At 60.0% G+C, this 16214-nt stretch carries 13 protein-coding genes and 1 tRNA gene; 8 read left to right on the forward strand and 6 right to left on the reverse strand.

The features are described 5' to 3' along the window. Positions 1-270: 270 nt before the first annotated feature. Positions 271-705 carry a glyoxalase superfamily protein gene (locus tag GA0061103_RS10025; RefSeq protein WP_092710378.1) on the forward strand — a complete coding sequence of 145 codons (435 nt, stop codon included), beginning with the start codon at positions 271-273 and terminating at the stop codon, positions 703-705. 64 nt (positions 706-769) lie between these two features. Next, positions 770-2137 carry an MATE family efflux transporter gene (locus GA0061103_RS10030; protein WP_092710381.1) on the forward strand — a complete coding sequence of 456 codons (1368 nt, stop codon included), beginning with the start codon at positions 770-772 and terminating at the stop codon, positions 2135-2137. 244 nt (positions 2138-2381) lie between these two features. Here GA0061103_RS10030 and iolB read toward each other — a convergent pair whose 3' ends face one another. The 5 genes from iolB to GA0061103_RS10055 all read right to left on the reverse strand — a co-directional run bounded on the left by iolB (position 2382) and on the right by GA0061103_RS10055 (position 9202). Beyond that, a complete protein-coding gene (gene iolB, locus GA0061103_RS10035) occupies positions 2382-3179 on the reverse strand; it encodes a 5-deoxy-glucuronate isomerase (protein WP_092710384.1) in 798 nt (265 codons plus the stop codon). Positions 3180-3253: 74 nt separating this feature from the next. Continuing rightward, the gene (gene iolE, locus GA0061103_RS10040; protein WP_092710386.1) at positions 3254-4171 is read right to left on the reverse strand and encodes a myo-inosose-2 dehydratase; all 918 of its coding nucleotides are present in this window, start codon (positions 4169-4171) and stop codon (positions 3254-3256) included. Positions 4172-4238: 67 nt separating this feature from the next. Beyond that, a complete protein-coding gene (gene iolD, locus GA0061103_RS10045) occupies positions 4239-6089 on the reverse strand; it encodes a 3D-(3,5/4)-trihydroxycyclohexane-1,2-dione acylhydrolase (decyclizing) (protein WP_092710389.1) in 1851 nt (616 codons plus the stop codon). Positions 6090-6215: 126 nt separating this feature from the next. After that, complete coding sequence (locus tag GA0061103_RS10050) at positions 6216-8150, reverse strand: bifunctional 5-dehydro-2-deoxygluconokinase/5-dehydro-2-deoxyphosphogluconate aldolase (RefSeq protein WP_092710391.1); 1935 nt, start codon at positions 8148-8150, stop codon at positions 6216-6218. A gap of 179 nt (positions 8151-8329) precedes the next feature. Then, positions 8330-9202: a MurR/RpiR family transcriptional regulator gene (locus tag GA0061103_RS10055; RefSeq protein ID WP_092710394.1), complete on the reverse strand. Its 873-nt coding sequence runs from the start codon at positions 9200-9202 to the stop codon at positions 8330-8332. Between the two features lie 233 nt (positions 9203-9435). On the opposite strand from GA0061103_RS10055, the gene GA0061103_RS10060 reads away from it, so the two are divergent. From GA0061103_RS10060 to GA0061103_RS10070, 3 genes are all read left to right on the forward strand, one after another. Then, on the forward strand, positions 9436-10554 hold the full coding sequence (locus GA0061103_RS10060; protein ID WP_092710396.1) for a Gfo/Idh/MocA family protein: 1119 nt from the start codon (positions 9436-9438) through the stop codon (positions 10552-10554). Between the two features lie 144 nt (positions 10555-10698). After that, complete coding sequence (locus GA0061103_RS10065) at positions 10699-11916, forward strand: NAD(P)/FAD-dependent oxidoreductase (protein ID WP_092710399.1); 1218 nt, start codon at positions 10699-10701, stop codon at positions 11914-11916. Positions 11917-12045: 129 nt separating this feature from the next. Continuing rightward, positions 12046-12135: transfer RNA gene (locus GA0061103_RS10070), tRNA-Ser, on the forward strand. 68 nt (positions 12136-12203) lie between these two features. Here the strand turns inward: GA0061103_RS10070 and GA0061103_RS10075 are convergent. Then, positions 12204-13118 carry a LysR family transcriptional regulator gene (locus GA0061103_RS10075; RefSeq protein WP_092710401.1) on the reverse strand — a complete coding sequence of 305 codons (915 nt, stop codon included), beginning with the start codon at positions 13116-13118 and terminating at the stop codon, positions 12204-12206. A 119-nt stretch (positions 13119-13237) separates the two neighbouring features. Between GA0061103_RS10075 and GA0061103_RS10080 the strand changes: the two genes are divergently transcribed. The 3 genes from GA0061103_RS10080 to GA0061103_RS10090 all read left to right on the forward strand — a co-directional run bounded on the left by GA0061103_RS10080 (position 13238) and on the right by GA0061103_RS10090 (position 15890). Next, the gene (locus GA0061103_RS10080) at positions 13238-13966 is read left to right on the forward strand and encodes an SDR family oxidoreductase (protein ID WP_092710404.1); all 729 of its coding nucleotides are present in this window, start codon (positions 13238-13240) and stop codon (positions 13964-13966) included. Positions 13967-14034: 68 nt separating this feature from the next. Next, positions 14035-14286, forward strand: coding sequence for an Atu4866 domain-containing protein (locus GA0061103_RS10085; RefSeq protein WP_245304736.1), 252 nt, complete (start codon positions 14035-14037; stop codon positions 14284-14286). 542 nt (positions 14287-14828) lie between these two features. Beyond that, the gene (locus tag GA0061103_RS10090; protein WP_092710407.1) at positions 14829-15890 is read left to right on the forward strand and encodes a porin; all 1062 of its coding nucleotides are present in this window, start codon (positions 14829-14831) and stop codon (positions 15888-15890) included. Positions 15891-16214 lie beyond the last annotated feature (324 nt).

A 16214-nucleotide genomic window follows, 5' to 3' on the forward strand; every position in this document is an offset into this window, starting at 1 on the left:
ACGAACCTTGCACGGAGGTTTTGCAGAAGCGTCAATTGCATCGGTAGAATTTTAACGGGTTCGCCTTTTGTGCCGATTTGACTGCATCTTGACAGCGGGATCGGCTTCGATCATACGAAGGCTCGGTTCGAGGCGCCTGCCGCTCGCGGATGAAAATCCAAGGTGAAGTCCTCGCTGTTTTAGGTCACGGCCACTTGAGGCATGCTGACTGACGGTAATGCGAGCTCCGTTTCACGGTCGTAATTGCGTGCCTTAGCAAAGGCTGATCCTATGACGACGTATCCGTCCATAGATGAACTGAAGGCTCAGGCCCGGCGTCTGCGCCAGGCGATGGCCGAGCGTGGCGACGACATGAGCCACTCGACGGCGCTGGAGCTGATCGCCAAGCAACACGGGCTGCGTGATTGGAACACGCTGTCGGCGCTTGCCGCAAAACCGAATGACGGGCCGGATGCGCCCTTCGATGTCGGCTCCGCCGTGCGCGGACGCTATCTGAACAAGCCCTTCACGGGCAAAGTGATAGCGATGTCGGCAAAGTCAGGCGGGCTCTACAGGATAACGATCCATTTCGACGAACCGGTCGATGTGGTGGAATTCGAGAGCTTCTCGGCGTTTCGCCAGCGCATCAACGCTCAGGTCGATGCCGACGGCATTTCGCCGCGCAGGACATCGAATGGCCTGCCGCATCTGGTTCTCGACATCTGACTTCATCCTTCATCATTAGGTCTCTATCTTCGCCGCTTGCGAGCGATTCCGTCCGGATACCACCATGGCGCACACGAACGAAAACAACATGTTCCTCACCGGCTGGCTGCCTGGCATCTTTGCCAAGACCGCCGCGCCGATCATCATCATCACCACCGTCAGCGGCCTCTTTGCCGTCGTAGACGCCTATTTTCTTGGCGTCTATGTCGGCGCCGAAGCTCTCTCGGCGGTCAGCCTCATCTTCCCCGCGCTCATGCTGCTGATTGCGCTGCAGACGCTGGTTTCGAACGGCATGGCGAGCATTCTCGCCCGCCGCCTCGGCGCCGGAAATCGCGATGGTGCGAGATCGGTGTTCACCGGCGCCCATACACTGGCGCTCGCCGTCGTGGTGGCAATCAACCTCGTCTACTGGCTCGCAGCCCGGCAATTCATTGCCGTGGCTGCGGCAGGAAATGTCGATGTCGCCCGCAGTGCCGAAGCCTTCATGGGCGTCATGGTTGCCTTCGCGCCGATCAGCTTCTTCCTCTCGCTGCACCTCGACGGGCTGCGCTGCGAAGGAAAGCTCGGCTTCATGACGCTGGTGACGCTTGCCTCGACGCTGCTCAACATCCTGGCGAACTGGCTGCTGATGGCCGTCTTTCATTGGGGTGTCGTCGGCTCGGCCGGCGGGTCGATCCTGGCGCAGTTCATCTGCCTGGCGATCGTCGTCATCTACCGCCTGCGTCGCCCCGGCGGCCTTCGGGTCGACATGGCGCTGCATGTTCACGAGTGGCGCGGCATCTTTGCCTTCGGCGCGCCGATGAGCCTCGGCTTCATCGGCATCTCGCTAAGTTCGGCGGCGATCCTCTTCAACGTGTCGATCTGGCATCAGGGCGATTATGTGGCGACCGTTGGCGCCTACGGGATCGTTACTCGTGTCATGACCTTCGCCTATCTGCCGCTTCTGGGCTTGAGCATCGCGCTGCAGACCATATCGGGCCACAATCACGGTGCCGCGCTTCCTGCCCGCGTCGGCCACAGCGTTGTCATCGCCCTGATCTCGGCTCTGGCCTATTGCGCGGCGGTTGAAGTGATCGTCGAGCTGCTGGCAGGGCATCTAGGCTCGATCTTCGTTGCCGATCCGCTGATCGTCGCCGAGGTCGGCCGCATTCTGCCCTGGACGATCGGCGCCTATTTCCTCTTCGGGCAGGCGATCATCCTGTCGTCCTATTTCCAGTCGATCGGCGATGCCAAGCGCGGCGCGATCTTCGGTCTGTCACGATCCTATCTGTTCACCCTGCCGCTGACATTCCTGCTGCCGCTTGTCTTCGGCGAACGGGGGATCTGGATGACACCCATCTTTGCGGAAGCAGGGATGATCCTGCTCACCTGGCTGGTGCTGGCGCGCAATGCCAGGGATCGGAAATGGCGCTACGGCCTGCTGCCAGCGTGAAATGAAAAAGGCCGCGCTTTCAGGCGCGGCCTTTTGTTGGTGGGAAGCTCGCGGGCCATCCTCGCCCTTCGAGGCTTCGCTCCTCAGGGTGAGGATGGAGCGCACATCGTCGCGTAAAACAGCTTCCTGTCGGATGAGGCGAGTTCAATGTGTCGTCTTGTGCAGGAAACTAGCCCTCATGGTGAGGTGGCCCAAAGGGCCGTCTCGAACCACGAGGGCGGGTGATTAAGAACCCGACACCTCTTCAGGATTTGAGCAGCCATTCGTGCTCGACGGCATTGTGGAATTTCCAGATGCGCTTCGGGCCGGCCATCACGTTGAGATAGTAGAGATCGTAGCCGTGGCAAGCGGCGCAGGGGTGATATCCCTTCGGCACCAGCGTCACGTCGCCATCCTCCAGCACCATGACTTCGTCGAGCGAACGGTCGTCGGTATAGACGCGCTGGAAGCCAAAACCCTGCGGCGGGTTGAGGCGGTGATAGTAGGTTTCCTCCAGGAAGCTTTCGTTCGGCAGATTGTCCTGATCGTGCTTGTGCGGAGGGTAGGAGGAGGTATGTCCGCCCGGCGTGATTACTTCAACGACCAGCAACGAATGCGCCGCACCATCGTCTTCCGGCATGATGTTGTTGACGTAGCGGACATTGGTGCCCTTGCCGCGTGTCAGCGCCGGGTGCGTGCCTGGCGGAATCGCGCGCGCTTCATAGGAGCCGCCACCCGGTGCCGAGCAAACGGCCAGCTCCAGATCGGTCTCGGCGATTACCGACCAGCTTGAACCAGCCGGAATATAGAGCGCATGCGGCGCGCCCTCAAAAGGGCTCATCCGACCACCGAGCAAGCCGAAATCCTTCGCACCCGCCTTGGCGCTTCCCTTGCCGCTGACCCAGACGAGGCAGACTTCGCGATCACCGGTCTCGGCCGAAGCCGTCTCGCCCGGCTTCAGGCGATGGAGATCGAAGCCGACATAGGTCCAGCCGGCGCTTTCTGGCGTGACATGGGTGACGCGGCCATGGGAGCCGTCAGGTTTGACCTTGAGATTTGGCATGGGTCTGTTCCTCCATTGCTTGGAAAGACACCCCTCGTGATCCTTCGATGGGACGGAGGGGCGCTCATCTCTGGCTATCCCTTGGGAAAGCCTTCGGTTTCCACCGTGTAACCCGCTGCTGTCATGACGCGCATCAGCTCGGCATGACCGATCTCGGCCATTTTCTGCGGCGGTGCCTTGCGCGGATCCTGCTCGGCCTCGACCACGAACCAGCCTTCATAACCGTAACCGGCGAAGCGCTTGACGATCGCACCGAAATCGAGCGAGCCGTCGCCCGGCACCGTGAACGCGCCGAGCGCAACGGCATCGAGGAAGGACTGTCGGCTGCGATCCAGCCCATCGACGACCGATTTGCGGATGTCCTTGACGTGGACATGGTTGATACGGGCGTGGTGGTTGTCGATGGCGCGCAGCACGTCGCCGCCGGCAAAGGCGAGGTGGCCGGCATCGAGCAGCAGCGGAATGCCGGCGCCGGAATTGCGCATGAAGGCATCAAGCTCCGGCTCGGTCTCGACGACGGCCGCCATGTGATGATGATAGGAGAGCGGCATGCCCTGTTCGGCGCACCATTCGCCGAATTCGGTCACGCGGCGGGCATAGGCCTTCATCTCGTCATCCGAAAGGCGCGGCTTGGTGGCGAGCGGCTTGGAACGATCGCCCTGGATCGAGCGGCCGACTTCGCCATAGACGATGCAAGGCGCGTTGACGGCCTTGAACAGCTCGATCATCGGCGCGATGCGATCCTTGTTGGCGGCGAGCTCTTCGTTGACCAGCGTGCCCGAGAACCAGCCGCCGCAGAGCGTCACGTCGGCGGCGCGCAGGATCGGCAGCATCTCGTCGGGGTTGCTCGGGAAGCGCCGGCCCTGTTCCATGCCGGTGAAGCCCGCGCCGCGCGATTGCCGCAGGCATTCTTCCAGCGATACGTCGTCGCTGAGCTCAGGAAGGTCGTCGTTCCACCAGGCGATGGGCGACATGCCGAGTTTGGCCTTCATCAATGGTCTCCTTGAAAATTGGGATGGAGGAGCGTTTCAGCTCCTCCGGAAAAGTGTCGGAAATCGATCAGCCAATGCGTTGGGCGGCGCGGGCTTTTTCATAGGCGGCGCGGGCCTTGTTGACTTCGGCGCGCGGGCTGACCTCTGGAACGGCAACGTCCCACCAGTGGCCGCCTTCGTCCGTGGTGATCAGCGGGTCGGTGTCGATGACGATGACCGAGCTGCGGTCGTTCTTCTTCGAGGCTTCGATCGCCTGTTCCAGCTCGGTGATGGAGGAAACCTTGACCGCAATCGCGCCCATGCTGGCCGCATGCGCCCGGAAGTCGATCTCGGGCATCACTTCGAACCGCGAGTCCTTCAGGAGGTTGTTGAAGTTCGCGCCGCCGGTTACCATCTGCAGGCGGTTGATGCAGCCGTAGCCGCGATTGTCGAGCAGGACGACGGTGATCTTCAGGCCGAGCATGACCGAGGTTGCCAGTTCGGAATTCAGCATCATGTAGGAGCCGTCGCCGACCATGACGACGACGTCCTTTTCCGGATGAGCCATCTTTGCGCCGAGGCCGCCTGCGATCTCGTAGCCCATGCAGGAGAAGCCGTATTCCATGTGATAGCTGCCGGGCACCGTCGCCGGCCAGAGCTTGTGCATCTCGCCGGGCAAGCCGCCGGCGGCGCAAAGCACGATGGTCTTCTCGCCGCCGATGGTCCGCGTAACCGCACCGATCACCTGGGCGTCAGAGGGCAGGGCGGCGTTGGTGGTCGCCATTGCCCGAGCGGCAGCTTCCATCCAGATCTTCTTTTCCTGCGCTGCCCTCTCGGCAAGCGCTGCCGGAGCGCGCCAGCCCACCAGACCGGCGTCGAGTGCCTTTAGACCTTCTCGAGCATCCGTCACCAGTGGGTGACTATTGTGCTTGAGCGCGTCGTAGGCTGCGATATTAAGGCCGATCATCGCCAGCTTCTCATTCTTGAACAGCGCCCAGGAGCCGGTGGTAAAATCCTGGCAGCGCGTGCCGACGGCGATCACCAGATCGGTGTCCTCGGCAATGGCGTTGGCGGCCGAGGTGCCTGTCACGCCGACCGAGCCGAGCGCCAGGGGATGCCTTTCGTCGATGGCCGACTTGCCGGCCTGCGTGACGACAACCGGAATGCCATGTGCTTCGGCAAAAGCAGTCAGTTCTTTGGCGGCCTGCGAATAGAGCACACCGCCGCCCGCCAGAATGACCGGCTTTTCCGAGCGGCGGATCAATGCGATCGCGTTGGCCAGTTCGTCGGCATCCGGTTGCGGGCGGCGCTGGGTCCAGACATGCTCTTCGAAGAAGCTTTCGGGATAATCATAGGCTTCGGCCTGTACGTCCTGGCAGAGCGAAAGCGTCACCGGGCCGCAATCAAGGGGATCGGTCAGCACCTGCATGGCGCGCTTCAGCGCCGATATGATCTGCTCGGGCCGGGTGATGCGGTCGAAATAGCGCGAGACGGGACGGAAAGCGTCATTGGCCGAAACGGTGCCGTCGCCGAAATCCTCGATCTGCTGCAGCACCGGATCGGGCGCGCGGTTGGCAAAGACGTCGCCGGGCAGGAAGAGGACAGGGATGCGATTGACATGCGCCACGCCAGCGGCCGTCACCATGTTGAGCGCGCCGGGGCCGATGGAGGTGGTGCAGGCCATGAAACGCTGACGGAAGCTCGCCTTGGCATAGGCGATGGCGGCGTGGGCCATGCCCTGCTCGTTGTGAGCACGGAAGGTCGGCAGTTCCTCGCGCACCTGATAGAGCGCTTCGCCGATGCCGGCGACGTTGCCGTGACCGAAGATCGCCCAGACACCGCCGAAGATAGGCTGCTTCTGCCCGTCGATGATGGTCATCTGCTTCTTGAGGAAATGCGCGACGGCCTGTGCCATCGTCAATCGGATCGTCTTGCCCATCGGGCGCCTCCCAAATGCTAGAGCAATTCCAGGAAAGGTGCGTAGCGGTTTTCCATCCGGAATTGCCAGAAAACAAAGAGATAGAACGGTTCAACGCTTCGTGAAAAGCTGAACCGCCCTAGAATTTCACAGGCCGCGGGTTTTGAGCCACGCTGCCGTCAGTTGCCGGAAGCGGCTGGCCATGTCGGCAATCGCTTCCTCGTCATTCATACCACCCGAGAGCCACGCGCGAGCCGCATCGGAGAAGATGGTCCGCCCAACGGCGAAGCCCTTGACCGAGGGGGCCGCCAGCGTCGCTTCAAAGCTGCGGATCAGTTCCTCCGCCGGCGCCTCCAGGCCCAGCAACACGATACCGCGGCACCATTGATCATTTTTGGCGATCACGGCATCGATTTTTTTCCAGGCAGCCGCCGATTCCTGCGGCTCAAGCTTCCACCAGTCCGGCTTGATGCCGAGCGCATAGAGCTCTTCCATCGCCGTCGGGATCGTGTCGTCGGTCAGCGGGCCGTTCTTGCTGGCGATGATCTCGACCAGCAGTTCGCGGCCGACCTTGCGCGCGGCTTCGAACAGCGTCCGCAGCTTCTCCTGCTGCTCCGCCTTCAGCTCCTTCGGATCGTCCGGATGGTAGAAGCACAGGCATTTGATGCAATGATGCAGCGGCCATTCGACGAGCTGGGAGCCGATGTCCTGGCTGAACTCGAATTTCAGCGGCTTCGATCCCGGCAATTCGACCGGGCGTCCGATCCAGGAGAAGTTCTTGGTTGCAGCATCGAAGAAGGCATCGCGCCCGAAGCGCTCGTCGATCAGCATGCCATAGCCGGGGCGACCATCGGCCACTCGCGCCGCCGCCTCGACGGCCAGCCGCTTGAAGGCGACGATCTTGTCGTGGCCAAGGCCCAGCTCGTCGCAGACGCTGACGAGCTGCGAGCGGTGGTCGATGGCGAGAGCCATCAGCAGCGGGATTTCGTCGTCGCGGCGGGTCGTCGCCCAATGAATGTGGTTGATTGCTTCGTCTTTGCGCAGCGCCCGGTGCTTGCTGCCCGTCTTCAGGAAGAAATCGAGCTCCGTCCAGGTCGGATATTCCGGCGAGCAGAGCAGGCGGGAGACGGCAAAGGCGCCGCAGGCATTCGCCCAGGTGGCGCAGGTCTTCAAGGGCTCGCCGCGCAGATAGCCGCGCAGGAAGCCGGACATGAAGGCATCGCCAGCACCGAGAACGTTGAAGACCTCGATCGGGAAACCTTGGCCGACGATACCGGCTTCAAGGTCGTCCGAAATCGGACCTTCATAGACGATACATCCCATGGCGCCGCGCTTCAGCACGATGACGGCCGAGGAGAGGCGGCGGATTTCCTTCAGCGCGCCGAGCACATCGTCTGCGCCGGAAGCGATCATGATCTCTTCTTCCGTGCCGACGATCAGATCGCAATCCGGCAGCGTTTCCTTCATCTTCGAGGACACGCGATCCGACTTTACATAGCGCTCGAAACCTTCGGCGTGGCCGGCAAGGCCCCAGAGGTTCGGGCGATAATCGATATCGAAGATCACCTTGCGGCCATTCGCCTTGGCGATGCGGATCGCCTTGCGCTGGGCTGCTTCGGTATTCGGTTTGGAAAAATGCGTGCCGGAGACCAGGACGGCGCCCGAAGACTTGATGAAGCCTTCGTCGATATCGTCTTCGTTCAGCGCCATGTCGGCGCAATCTGATCGATAGAAGATCATCGGCGAGACGCCTTCGGCCTCGACCGCCAGCAGTACCAGCGCCGTCAGGCGCTCCTTGTCCGTCTTGATCCCGTCGACCGCCACGCCTTCGCGGGCCGACTGCTCGCGGATGAAACGGCCCATCTGCTCGTCGCCGACGCGGGTGATGAGGCCGGATTTCAGGCCGAGCCGCGCCGTGCCGATGGCGATATTGGCCGGGCAGCCGCCAACCGACTTGGCGAAGGAGGCGATGTCTTCGAGCTTCGAGCCGATCTGCTGACCATAAAGGTCGACGGAGGAGCGGCCGATGGTGATCACATCGAGTTTTGCTTCCGGCTCTGCGCCAGGATTGTCGTGTGCCATGATGTCCTCCCGTCAGGGCATGACCTCTTCTGCTTTTCAGCCTGCGCCGAGATCATGCGTTATTGAAAGTGCCGGTGTTCGTTTCGTCCCGGTTGCCATGGATCGGACGACCATCTCCCGCGGCCGTGATCCTGGCTGTAGTGAAACATTGGTTCCGAGATTTTGTCAATTCGGAATGTTTATTCCATTTTCGTTTTATCTGCTTTTGTTACAGCTTTTCGCCGGCGCTCGGCGATGGCGACCGGAAAGGCCATGATCAGCGCCATCGATGCCGACAGCGAGCGGAAGCCCGCAAAATCGGCCTCCGCAACTTCGAACCAGTGGGTCGCGCAGGCGGTAAGTGGGGAAAAGGCCGAATCGGTAATGGCGATGACGGGCACGTTGCGCGCCGCCAGATCCTGCGCCTGCGCCAGGCTGTCGGCGGCGTAGGGCGAGAAGCTTGCGGCGATCGCTGCGTCCCTCTCCGTGGCGAAACGGGCGATCTCACCGTCGATGCCGTTCGGCGAGGCGACTATCTGGTGGCGGATATTCAGCTTGGAGAAGGCATAGCTCATGTGCGCCGTCAGCGGATAGGAGCGACGCTTGGCGATGAGATAGATCGTTTCTGCAGCGGCAAGCACATCGACTGCTTTGGCGAAAGTATCCGTCTCGATGGTTGCTGCGAGTTTATTGATGGACTGGCTTGCCGCAGACAGGAAGCCGGAGAGGATGCCGGCCTCTTCATCTTTTATGCCAGACTGCTCGAGCGTGACGAGTCGCTCCTCGTAGCTAAGCGTGCGATCGCGCAGCCTTTCGCGGAAGATGCTCTGTAAGTCTGAGAACCCCTCATAGCCGAGGTGATGAGCAAGGCGTACTAGTGTGGACGGTTGAACTTCAGCCGCTGTCGCAATGCTGGCCGTTGTGCCGAAGGCGATTTCATCGGGATTGCCGAGTGCGAAGGCGGCTACCTGTGCGAGGCGCTTAGGCATGGCGTTCTTGCGCTCGATAATGATGCTGCGCAGACTTTCGAAGTCGCGCGGCACCCTGGTTTGCGTCTCGATATTGTTGTCCATGCGGCGTCCTTCAGCTTCCCCAACACCATCAATGAAACAAATGTTCCATATTCGCAACGATACCGGATTTTGAATAATTCAGCACGAATAATTTTAACACAATGATTTTAAACGAATAAATATGAATTCTGCGTTCTGGAAGAGATTTTGCTCGCGAGGCCATGCTTGTCAAAACGGTCTAAATATTCCAAAAATCCCGCAACTTCGGGAGCGGATTTGAGGAGGAAGGGCAAATGAAGCCATTGGGCGTTGGATTGATCGGCACCGGTTATATGGGCAAATGCCATGCACTGGCATGGAACGCGGTCAAGACTGTATTCGGTGATGTCGCGCGGCCGCGCCTGGTGCATCTGGCCGAAGCCAATGCCGATCTGGCAAAGGCGCGAGGCGACGAATTCGGCTTTGAAAAGGCAACGGCCGACTGGCGCGACCTCATTTCAGACCCGGATGTCGACGTCGTCTCGGTCACAACCCCCAACCAGTTCCATCCGGAAATGGCGATTGCTGCCCTCGAAGCCGGCAAGCATGTCTGGTGCGAAAAGCCGATGGCGCCATCCTATGGTGATGCCGAGCGCATGCTGGCTGCTGCCAAGGCCTCGGGCAAAGTCGCCATCCTTGGTTACAATTATATCCAGAACCCGGTGATGCGGCATATCAAGTCGCTGATTGCTGAAGGCGCGATCGGCACCGTCAACCATGTTCGCGTCGAGATGGACGAGGACTTCATGGCCGATCCGAACGGCCTGTTCTATTGGAAGAGCGAGCTCGCCTCCGGTTACGGCGCTTTGGACGATTTCGCCGTGCATCCGCTTTCGCTGCTCTGGTTCCTGTTCGGCCATGTCGAAGCCGTCATCACCGACATGGTGAAGCCCTATGCCGAACGGCCGTTGAAGGGTGGCGGCAGCCGCGCTGTCGAAAACCACGATCTTGCCAATGTGCTGATGCGCCTCGGCGGCGGCATTTCCGCCGTGCTGATGGCCAATCGCTCGGCCTGGGGTCGCAAGGGGCGGATTGTCCTGCAGATCTTCGGCTCCAAGGGCTCGATCTCCTATGACCAGGAGCGCATGAACGAATTCGAACTCTATCAGGCCGAAGGCAGGGAGAGCGAACAGGGCTTTCGCAAGGTGCTGGCCGCACCCGCCCACAAACCCTATGACCGGTTCATCCCGGCGCCTGGCCACGGCCTCGGCTTCAACGATCTGAAGATCATCGAATGCCGCGAGCTGATCCGCGCAATATCAGGCGAGGCTGCGTCAGTCGTGGCTTTCAAAGATGGTCTGCGCATCGAGGAAACGGTGCATGCCATGGCGCGATCCTTCCATGAACGCCGCTGGGTGGAAATATCAAGCTGAGCCCGTCGGCCTAACTTTCTCCCGATCCGGGGCGCAGGGTCAGCCGTGATTGACGCTTGCGGATACAGGCGTTACCCCTGAAGTCCATAGGCAGCCTTCCGCGCAGCGCGGAAGGAGCGCCATAATAACAATGGAGTACGGATCGTGACGGGCAGATTGGTCATTGTCGGGGCTGGGCAGGCGGGTTTCGCGCTTGCGGCCAAGTTGCGCGGGCTGGGTGATTCGCGGCCGATCACTATCGTTGGCGCGGAGGAGAACCTTCCCTATCAGCGCCCGCCTTTGACCAAGAAGTATCTGCTCGGCGAAATGAGCTTCGATCGCCTGCTGTTCCGTCCCGAACATTGGTATGCCGACAACAATGTCGAGATCCGCGTGTCAACCTGGGTCGAGCAGATCGACCGCGCCGCAAAGCAGATCGTCATGCAGGACGGCTCCAGACTGGATTACGAGACGCTGGCGCTGGCGACAGGCTCAACTCCCCGCCGTCTGCCGCCCTCCGTCGGCGGCGCGCTAGAAGGCGTTTATCTCGCCCGTGACAAGCGCGATGCCGATCTTCTTGCCGGCGAAATGCGCCCCGGCCGCCGGGTACTCATCATCGGCGGCGGCTATATCGGGCTTGAGGCCGCTGCTGTCGCGCGCCATCGAGGGCTCGAAGTAACCCTCATCGAGATGGGTGACAGGATATTGCAGCGTGTGGCGGCCAAGGAAACGGCCGACATTTTCAGAGCCATCCACAGGCAACATGATGTCGTCATTCGCGAGAATACGGGATTGAAGCAACTTGTCGGCCGCAACGGCCACGTCGCCGCCGCGGAACTGTCTGACGGATCTACGATCGATGTCGATTTCGTCGTCGTCGGCATCGGCGTCGCGCCGAATGACAGGCTCGCCAAGGAAGCGGGCCTTGAGGTCGGCAATGGCATCACCGTCGATTCGTTTGCCCGAACCTCCGATCCCGCGATCTTCGCCATGGGCGATTGTGTAGAGTTGCCGTGGGAAGGCGGACGCATCCGCCTCGAATCGGTCCAGAACGCCGTCGACCAGGCGGAAGCCGCGGCCGCGATCATCGCTGGCGGTGAAAAGGCCTATGATCCGAAGCCATGGTTCTGGTCGGACCAATATGATGTGAAGCTGCAGATTGCTGGTTTCAATCTTGGTTACGACGAGACATTGCTGCGGCCGGGCGCCCGCGACGGGGCGGCTTCCATATGGTATTTCAAGCAGGGCCGTTTCATCGCGGTCGACGCCATAAACGATGCAAAGGCCTATGTTACCGGCAAGAAGCTGCTGGAGACCGACGCCAATCCGTCCAAGGAGATTCTTGCCGACCCGGCTGCCGATTTGAAGCAGCTGTTGGCCTGATATGAATCTTCTCGTCGGCCGGACCATGCTTCGGCCGGCAATCGCCTATTGTTGAATCATGGAAAGAAGGTACGCAAAGGCGAAAAAGCGCTTGCGTCGATAAATGAATGGCCCTATCAGGGCCGCACCGGAGAGGTGGCCGAGTGGTCGAAGGCGCTCCCCTGCTAAGGGAGTATACCAGAAATGGTATCGTGGGTTCGAATCCCATCTTCTCCGCCATTTCGGCTCAATGCCCTCATCTGCAGATGATAGATGAATTCGGAGCCGCCAAATCCCAACGCAAGATTCTATCGGGAATTCCGGCCTGCGAAGCCTTCATAGCGCTTCAGATATGCTATGAGCGCGCGCAGCTTGGGAGCCATGTTCCGTCGATTGGGATAGTAGAGGTAGAAGCCAGGGAAATAGGGGCAATATTTCTCGAGGATCGGCATTAGCTCGTTCCTCCCGATGAAGGGGCGAAAGCTTTCCTCCATCCCGAATGTGATTCCCGCTCCGGCGACGGCCAGCTTGATCATCACGCCCATGTCATTCGTCGTCACCTCCGGCGCGACCTCCATCCGGAATTCCTTGCCCTCGTCCGCAAACTCCCAGCGGTAGGGGACCGCCTTCGGCGAGGGACGCCAACCTATGCATCGATGCACGGAGAGCTCTTTCGGATGTGTGGGGATGCCGAATCGGTCGCGATAGGCCGGGGAGCAGACGGCCAATTGCCGTTCTTCACCGGCGACGGGTACGGCAATCATGTCCTGCTCGATGACTTCGCCAAGCCGGACGCCGGCGTCATAGCCTTCCGATACGATGTCGAATTCCTCATCGGTGACGGTGATGTCGAGCTGGATCTCGGGGTTGGCGGCAGCGAAGCTCGCGAGAAAATCGCCGGCGAGAAATCGCTCTGCGATCGAGGAAACGGCGAGCCGCAATTGACCGCGGGGGCGCATCCGCAATGCGTCCGTCTTTTCCATCGCGGCGCGTATGTCCGATACCGCCGGCTCCACGTCCGCATAAAGCCGTTCGCCAGCCTCCGTCAGACTGACGCTGCGGGTTGTGCGCTGCAGCAGCGCGATGCCCATGCTCTCTTCCAAGCGCCGGATTGTCTGGCTGACCGCCGAGCGGGTGACGCCCAGCCTGTCGGCGGCGGCGCGAAAATTGCGCTCCTGGGCGACGAGAATAAAGACGGAGAGAGCGTTGAGATCAGGCCACATTGGTAAATACTGCTTTCCAAGCTGTCACAGAATGTATGTCTTATCACGACAATGAAGCTCTGTATCCTCCTCGTAGCCGGTTCCAGAAGAGAACCGTTCACATAGCAAGGAGTGATCGCATGCCTATCGATAAAGTCATTCTCATCACGGGTGCCTCCAGCGGCATCGGTGCGGGCATCGCCCGCGAACTCGCCTCCGCCGGCGCAAGGGTCATGCTGGGCGCCAGGCGCGTCGACAGATTGGAAGCATTGGCGGCCGAGATCCGGGAAAAGGGCGGCACGGTAATGACCCGCCGGCTCGATGTAACCGACAGGGCTGACGTTGCTGCCTTTGCAGAGGTGGCACGCCTGGCCTGGGGCGGCGTCGATGTGATCGTCAACAATGCCGGCATCATGCCGCTTTCCCTGATGACTTCGATGAAGGTCGAGGAATGGGACAGAATGGTCGACGTCAACATCAAGGGCGTACTTCATGGCATTGCGGCCGTTCTGCCGGAGATGACGGCGCGTGGCGCCGGCCACATTATCAATATCGCTTCGATCGGCGCGCTCGCGGTCTCTCCGACTGCCGCCGTTTATTGCGCGACCAAATATGCCGTTCGGGCAATCTCCGACGGGCTGCGGCAGGAATGCCGCGATATCCGCGTCACCTGCATCCATCCGGGCGTTGTCGAGAGCGAGCTGGCCGATACGATCACCGACCCGATAGCCGCCGAAGCGATGAGGTCCTATCGGGCCGTTGCGCTGACGCCGGATGCCATCGGTCGGGCGGTACGCTTCGCCGTCGAACAGCCCAAAGATGTCGATGTCAATGAGATCGTCGTTCGCCCGACGCGGGCGGCACATTGATTCGCGGTCTCTTTGTTCTCACCCTGGCCGGCGTCGTATTCGCGCCGCCAGCACTTTCCGAGGATCAAATCGAAATGAAGCAACCGATACACACTTACGTCGGCATGTGGACAACGGCCGAGAATCATATCCGTCATGAACTCCTGCCAAACGGCCGATATATCGAAGCGCGGGGAAGTCGTGAGCGTGCCTATCAGGGGCGCTACGCGGTGACGGGTGATCATATCGACTATTGGGACGATACCGGTTTCACCGCCGATGGCAATTTCATCGATGGCGTGCTCCATCACGCCGGAATGGTGCTCTATCGAAGGAAATGATGGTGTAAGGCGATATTTGGCCATTGGCGGCATGGTCTTGTTCGATGCCTGCTCGCCGCAGTCGAATCGGCCATCTCAGGGAATCACCCGCGTCCTTGCGTCGTTTTGGGACGTGGGCCGAGCCCACCAACGGCTATTGATCCCGGGTAGGCCGGCGAGGCAAGCGTCATACAGAGCTTACCAAACTCAGCAAAATCCGGCAGTTAGCCACGGAAAGGCCATTCGGGTGCCTCTTTCCAATGAGCTGCGACCATTTTTGCTGCGCACGTAAGTGCCGGTAGATTAAGGAGTTTCTTAATGAAGTCTAAATAATTGCGGCCGCCGTGTTGCTGACTTGTGTCCTTTCGGCAACAGGGCTTGCGGAAGGCTTACGCAAATCCCCCCTTCCGCGAAAATGTCGATTGCGTGACAGTGCACGTCTTGTATTTTCACTCTCGGAAGCGAGGGCGATTGATCGTCCACTTCTTGAAACACGAGGATGGGACAGGGAATACCTTCGGGTAGTTCTCATTCTCGATATAAAACTTTGACTGGAGGTCAATATGAACATCAAGAGCCTTCTTCTCGGCTCCGCTGCTGCTCTGGCAGCAGTATCCGGCGCTCACGCGGCTGACGCTATCGTTGCCGCTGAGCCGGAGCCGCTTGAGTACGTTCGCATTTGCGACGCATACGGTGCAGGCTACTTCTTTATTCCGGGCACCGAAACCTGCCTCAAGATCGGCGGTAAGGTTCGTACCGAAGGCAAGTGGTACGACGCCTATAATCCGGACAGCCACAACGGCACGCTCTGGCACACTCGTGCTGAACTGCAGCTGCAGACGGCAACCGACACCGAATACGGCCCGCTGAAGACCAACACCGAGCTGCGTTGGGACTGGAATGACGGCGGCTCTACGGCGACCAACCTGCTGCACGCCAGCATCAGCCTCGGCGGCTTCACCGTTGGTAAGGAAGATTCTCAGTTCAACGTCTTCACCGGTTATGCCGGCGACGTCATCAACGACGACGTGGTCTACGACGGCCCGTACGAACTGAACCAGATCACCTACAACTACGACGCCGGCAACGGCTTCACGGCTGTGATCTCGGTTGAAGACAGCAACTCTGGCTCTGGTGCTACGGGTGCAAACGGCGAAGACAGCACGAACCACTATCTGCCTGACGTCGTTGCCGGTGCTGGCTTCAAGTCTGGCGCATGGTCCTTCAAGGTCGTCGGTGGTTACGACTCGATCGTCGAAGAAGGTGCTATCAAGGCTCGCGTAGACGCCGACTTCGGCGCATTCTCGGCCTTCTTGATGGGCGGCTGGAACACAGATGGCGACAAGCTCAACAAGTACGCCGGTGCAAACGGCGCCGGTCCGGCTTCCGGTATCGGCTGGGGCGACTGGGCTGTCTGGGGTGGCGTTGGCGTTCCGGTCAACGAAAAGCTGAAGTGGAACCTCCAGCTCGCTTACACCGACTCCAAGATTTTTGCCGCTACCACGAACGTCAAGTGGAACCCGGTCAAGAACCTGCTCATCGAGCCGGAAGTCTCCTACACCAACTGGGACTCCATCAATCAGGACCAGTGGGCTGGTATCCTCCGCTTCGAGCGCACTTTCTAATCTGATCTGACCTCGGTCATTTGAGATTGTTCACTACGGTGACGGAAAGCCCGGCCAATGGCCGGGCTTTCTCTATTTGAGAATATAGACAAATTAGAATGCAGTCTTGAGAGTGCCCTGTATTCTTTTCCAGTCAGGGCGATCCATAGGTTGTATGTATTATCGAAGTAATCTTAAGTAGTTTCAAGCTGCCGACGTGTCGGCAATGTGACGGTTTTGCGACGTGTTTTTTGTGCAACGCACCTTTTGAAACCGCCGTCACAATTGTTCATAGTTTATCTCTGATATTGCTCTGAAAAAAACGATCTGTAGGTTCCAAATCGG

This window comes from Martinezella multihospitum (assembly GCF_900094585.1).
GTDB lineage: Bacteria > Pseudomonadota > Alphaproteobacteria > Rhizobiales > Rhizobiaceae > Rhizobium > Rhizobium multihospitium.

Bases quoted from the DNA above. Each gene is read 5' to 3' on its own strand.
- GA0061103_RS10025 (WP_092710378.1), top strand. From the start codon at position 271: ATGACGACGTATCCGTCCATAGATGAACTGAAGGCTCAGGCCCGGCGT.
- GA0061103_RS10030 (WP_092710381.1), top strand. From the start codon at position 770: ATGGCGCACACGAACGAAAACAACATGTTCCTCACCGGCTGGCTGCCT.
- iolB (WP_092710384.1), bottom strand. From the start codon at position 3,179: ATGCCAAATCTCAAGGTCAAACCTGACGGCTCCCATGGCCGCGTCACC.
- iolE (WP_092710386.1), bottom strand. From the start codon at position 4,171: ATGAAGGCCAAACTCGGCATGTCGCCCATCGCCTGGTGGAACGACGAC.
- iolD (WP_092710389.1), bottom strand. From the start codon at position 6,089: ATGGGCAAGACGATCCGATTGACGATGGCACAGGCCGTCGCGCATTTC.
- GA0061103_RS10050 (WP_092710391.1), bottom strand. From the start codon at position 8,150: ATGGCACACGACAATCCTGGCGCAGAGCCGGAAGCAAAACTCGATGTG.
- GA0061103_RS10055 (WP_092710394.1), bottom strand. From the start codon at position 9,202: ATGGACAACAATATCGAGACGCAAACCAGGGTGCCGCGCGACTTCGAA.
- GA0061103_RS10060 (WP_092710396.1), top strand. From the start codon at position 9,436: ATGAAGCCATTGGGCGTTGGATTGATCGGCACCGGTTATATGGGCAAA.
- GA0061103_RS10075 (WP_092710401.1), bottom strand. From the start codon at position 13,118: ATGTGGCCTGATCTCAACGCTCTCTCCGTCTTTATTCTCGTCGCCCAG.
- GA0061103_RS10080 (WP_092710404.1), top strand. From the start codon at position 13,238: ATGCCTATCGATAAAGTCATTCTCATCACGGGTGCCTCCAGCGGCATC.
- GA0061103_RS10090 (WP_092710407.1), top strand. From the start codon at position 14,829: ATGAACATCAAGAGCCTTCTTCTCGGCTCCGCTGCTGCTCTGGCAGCA.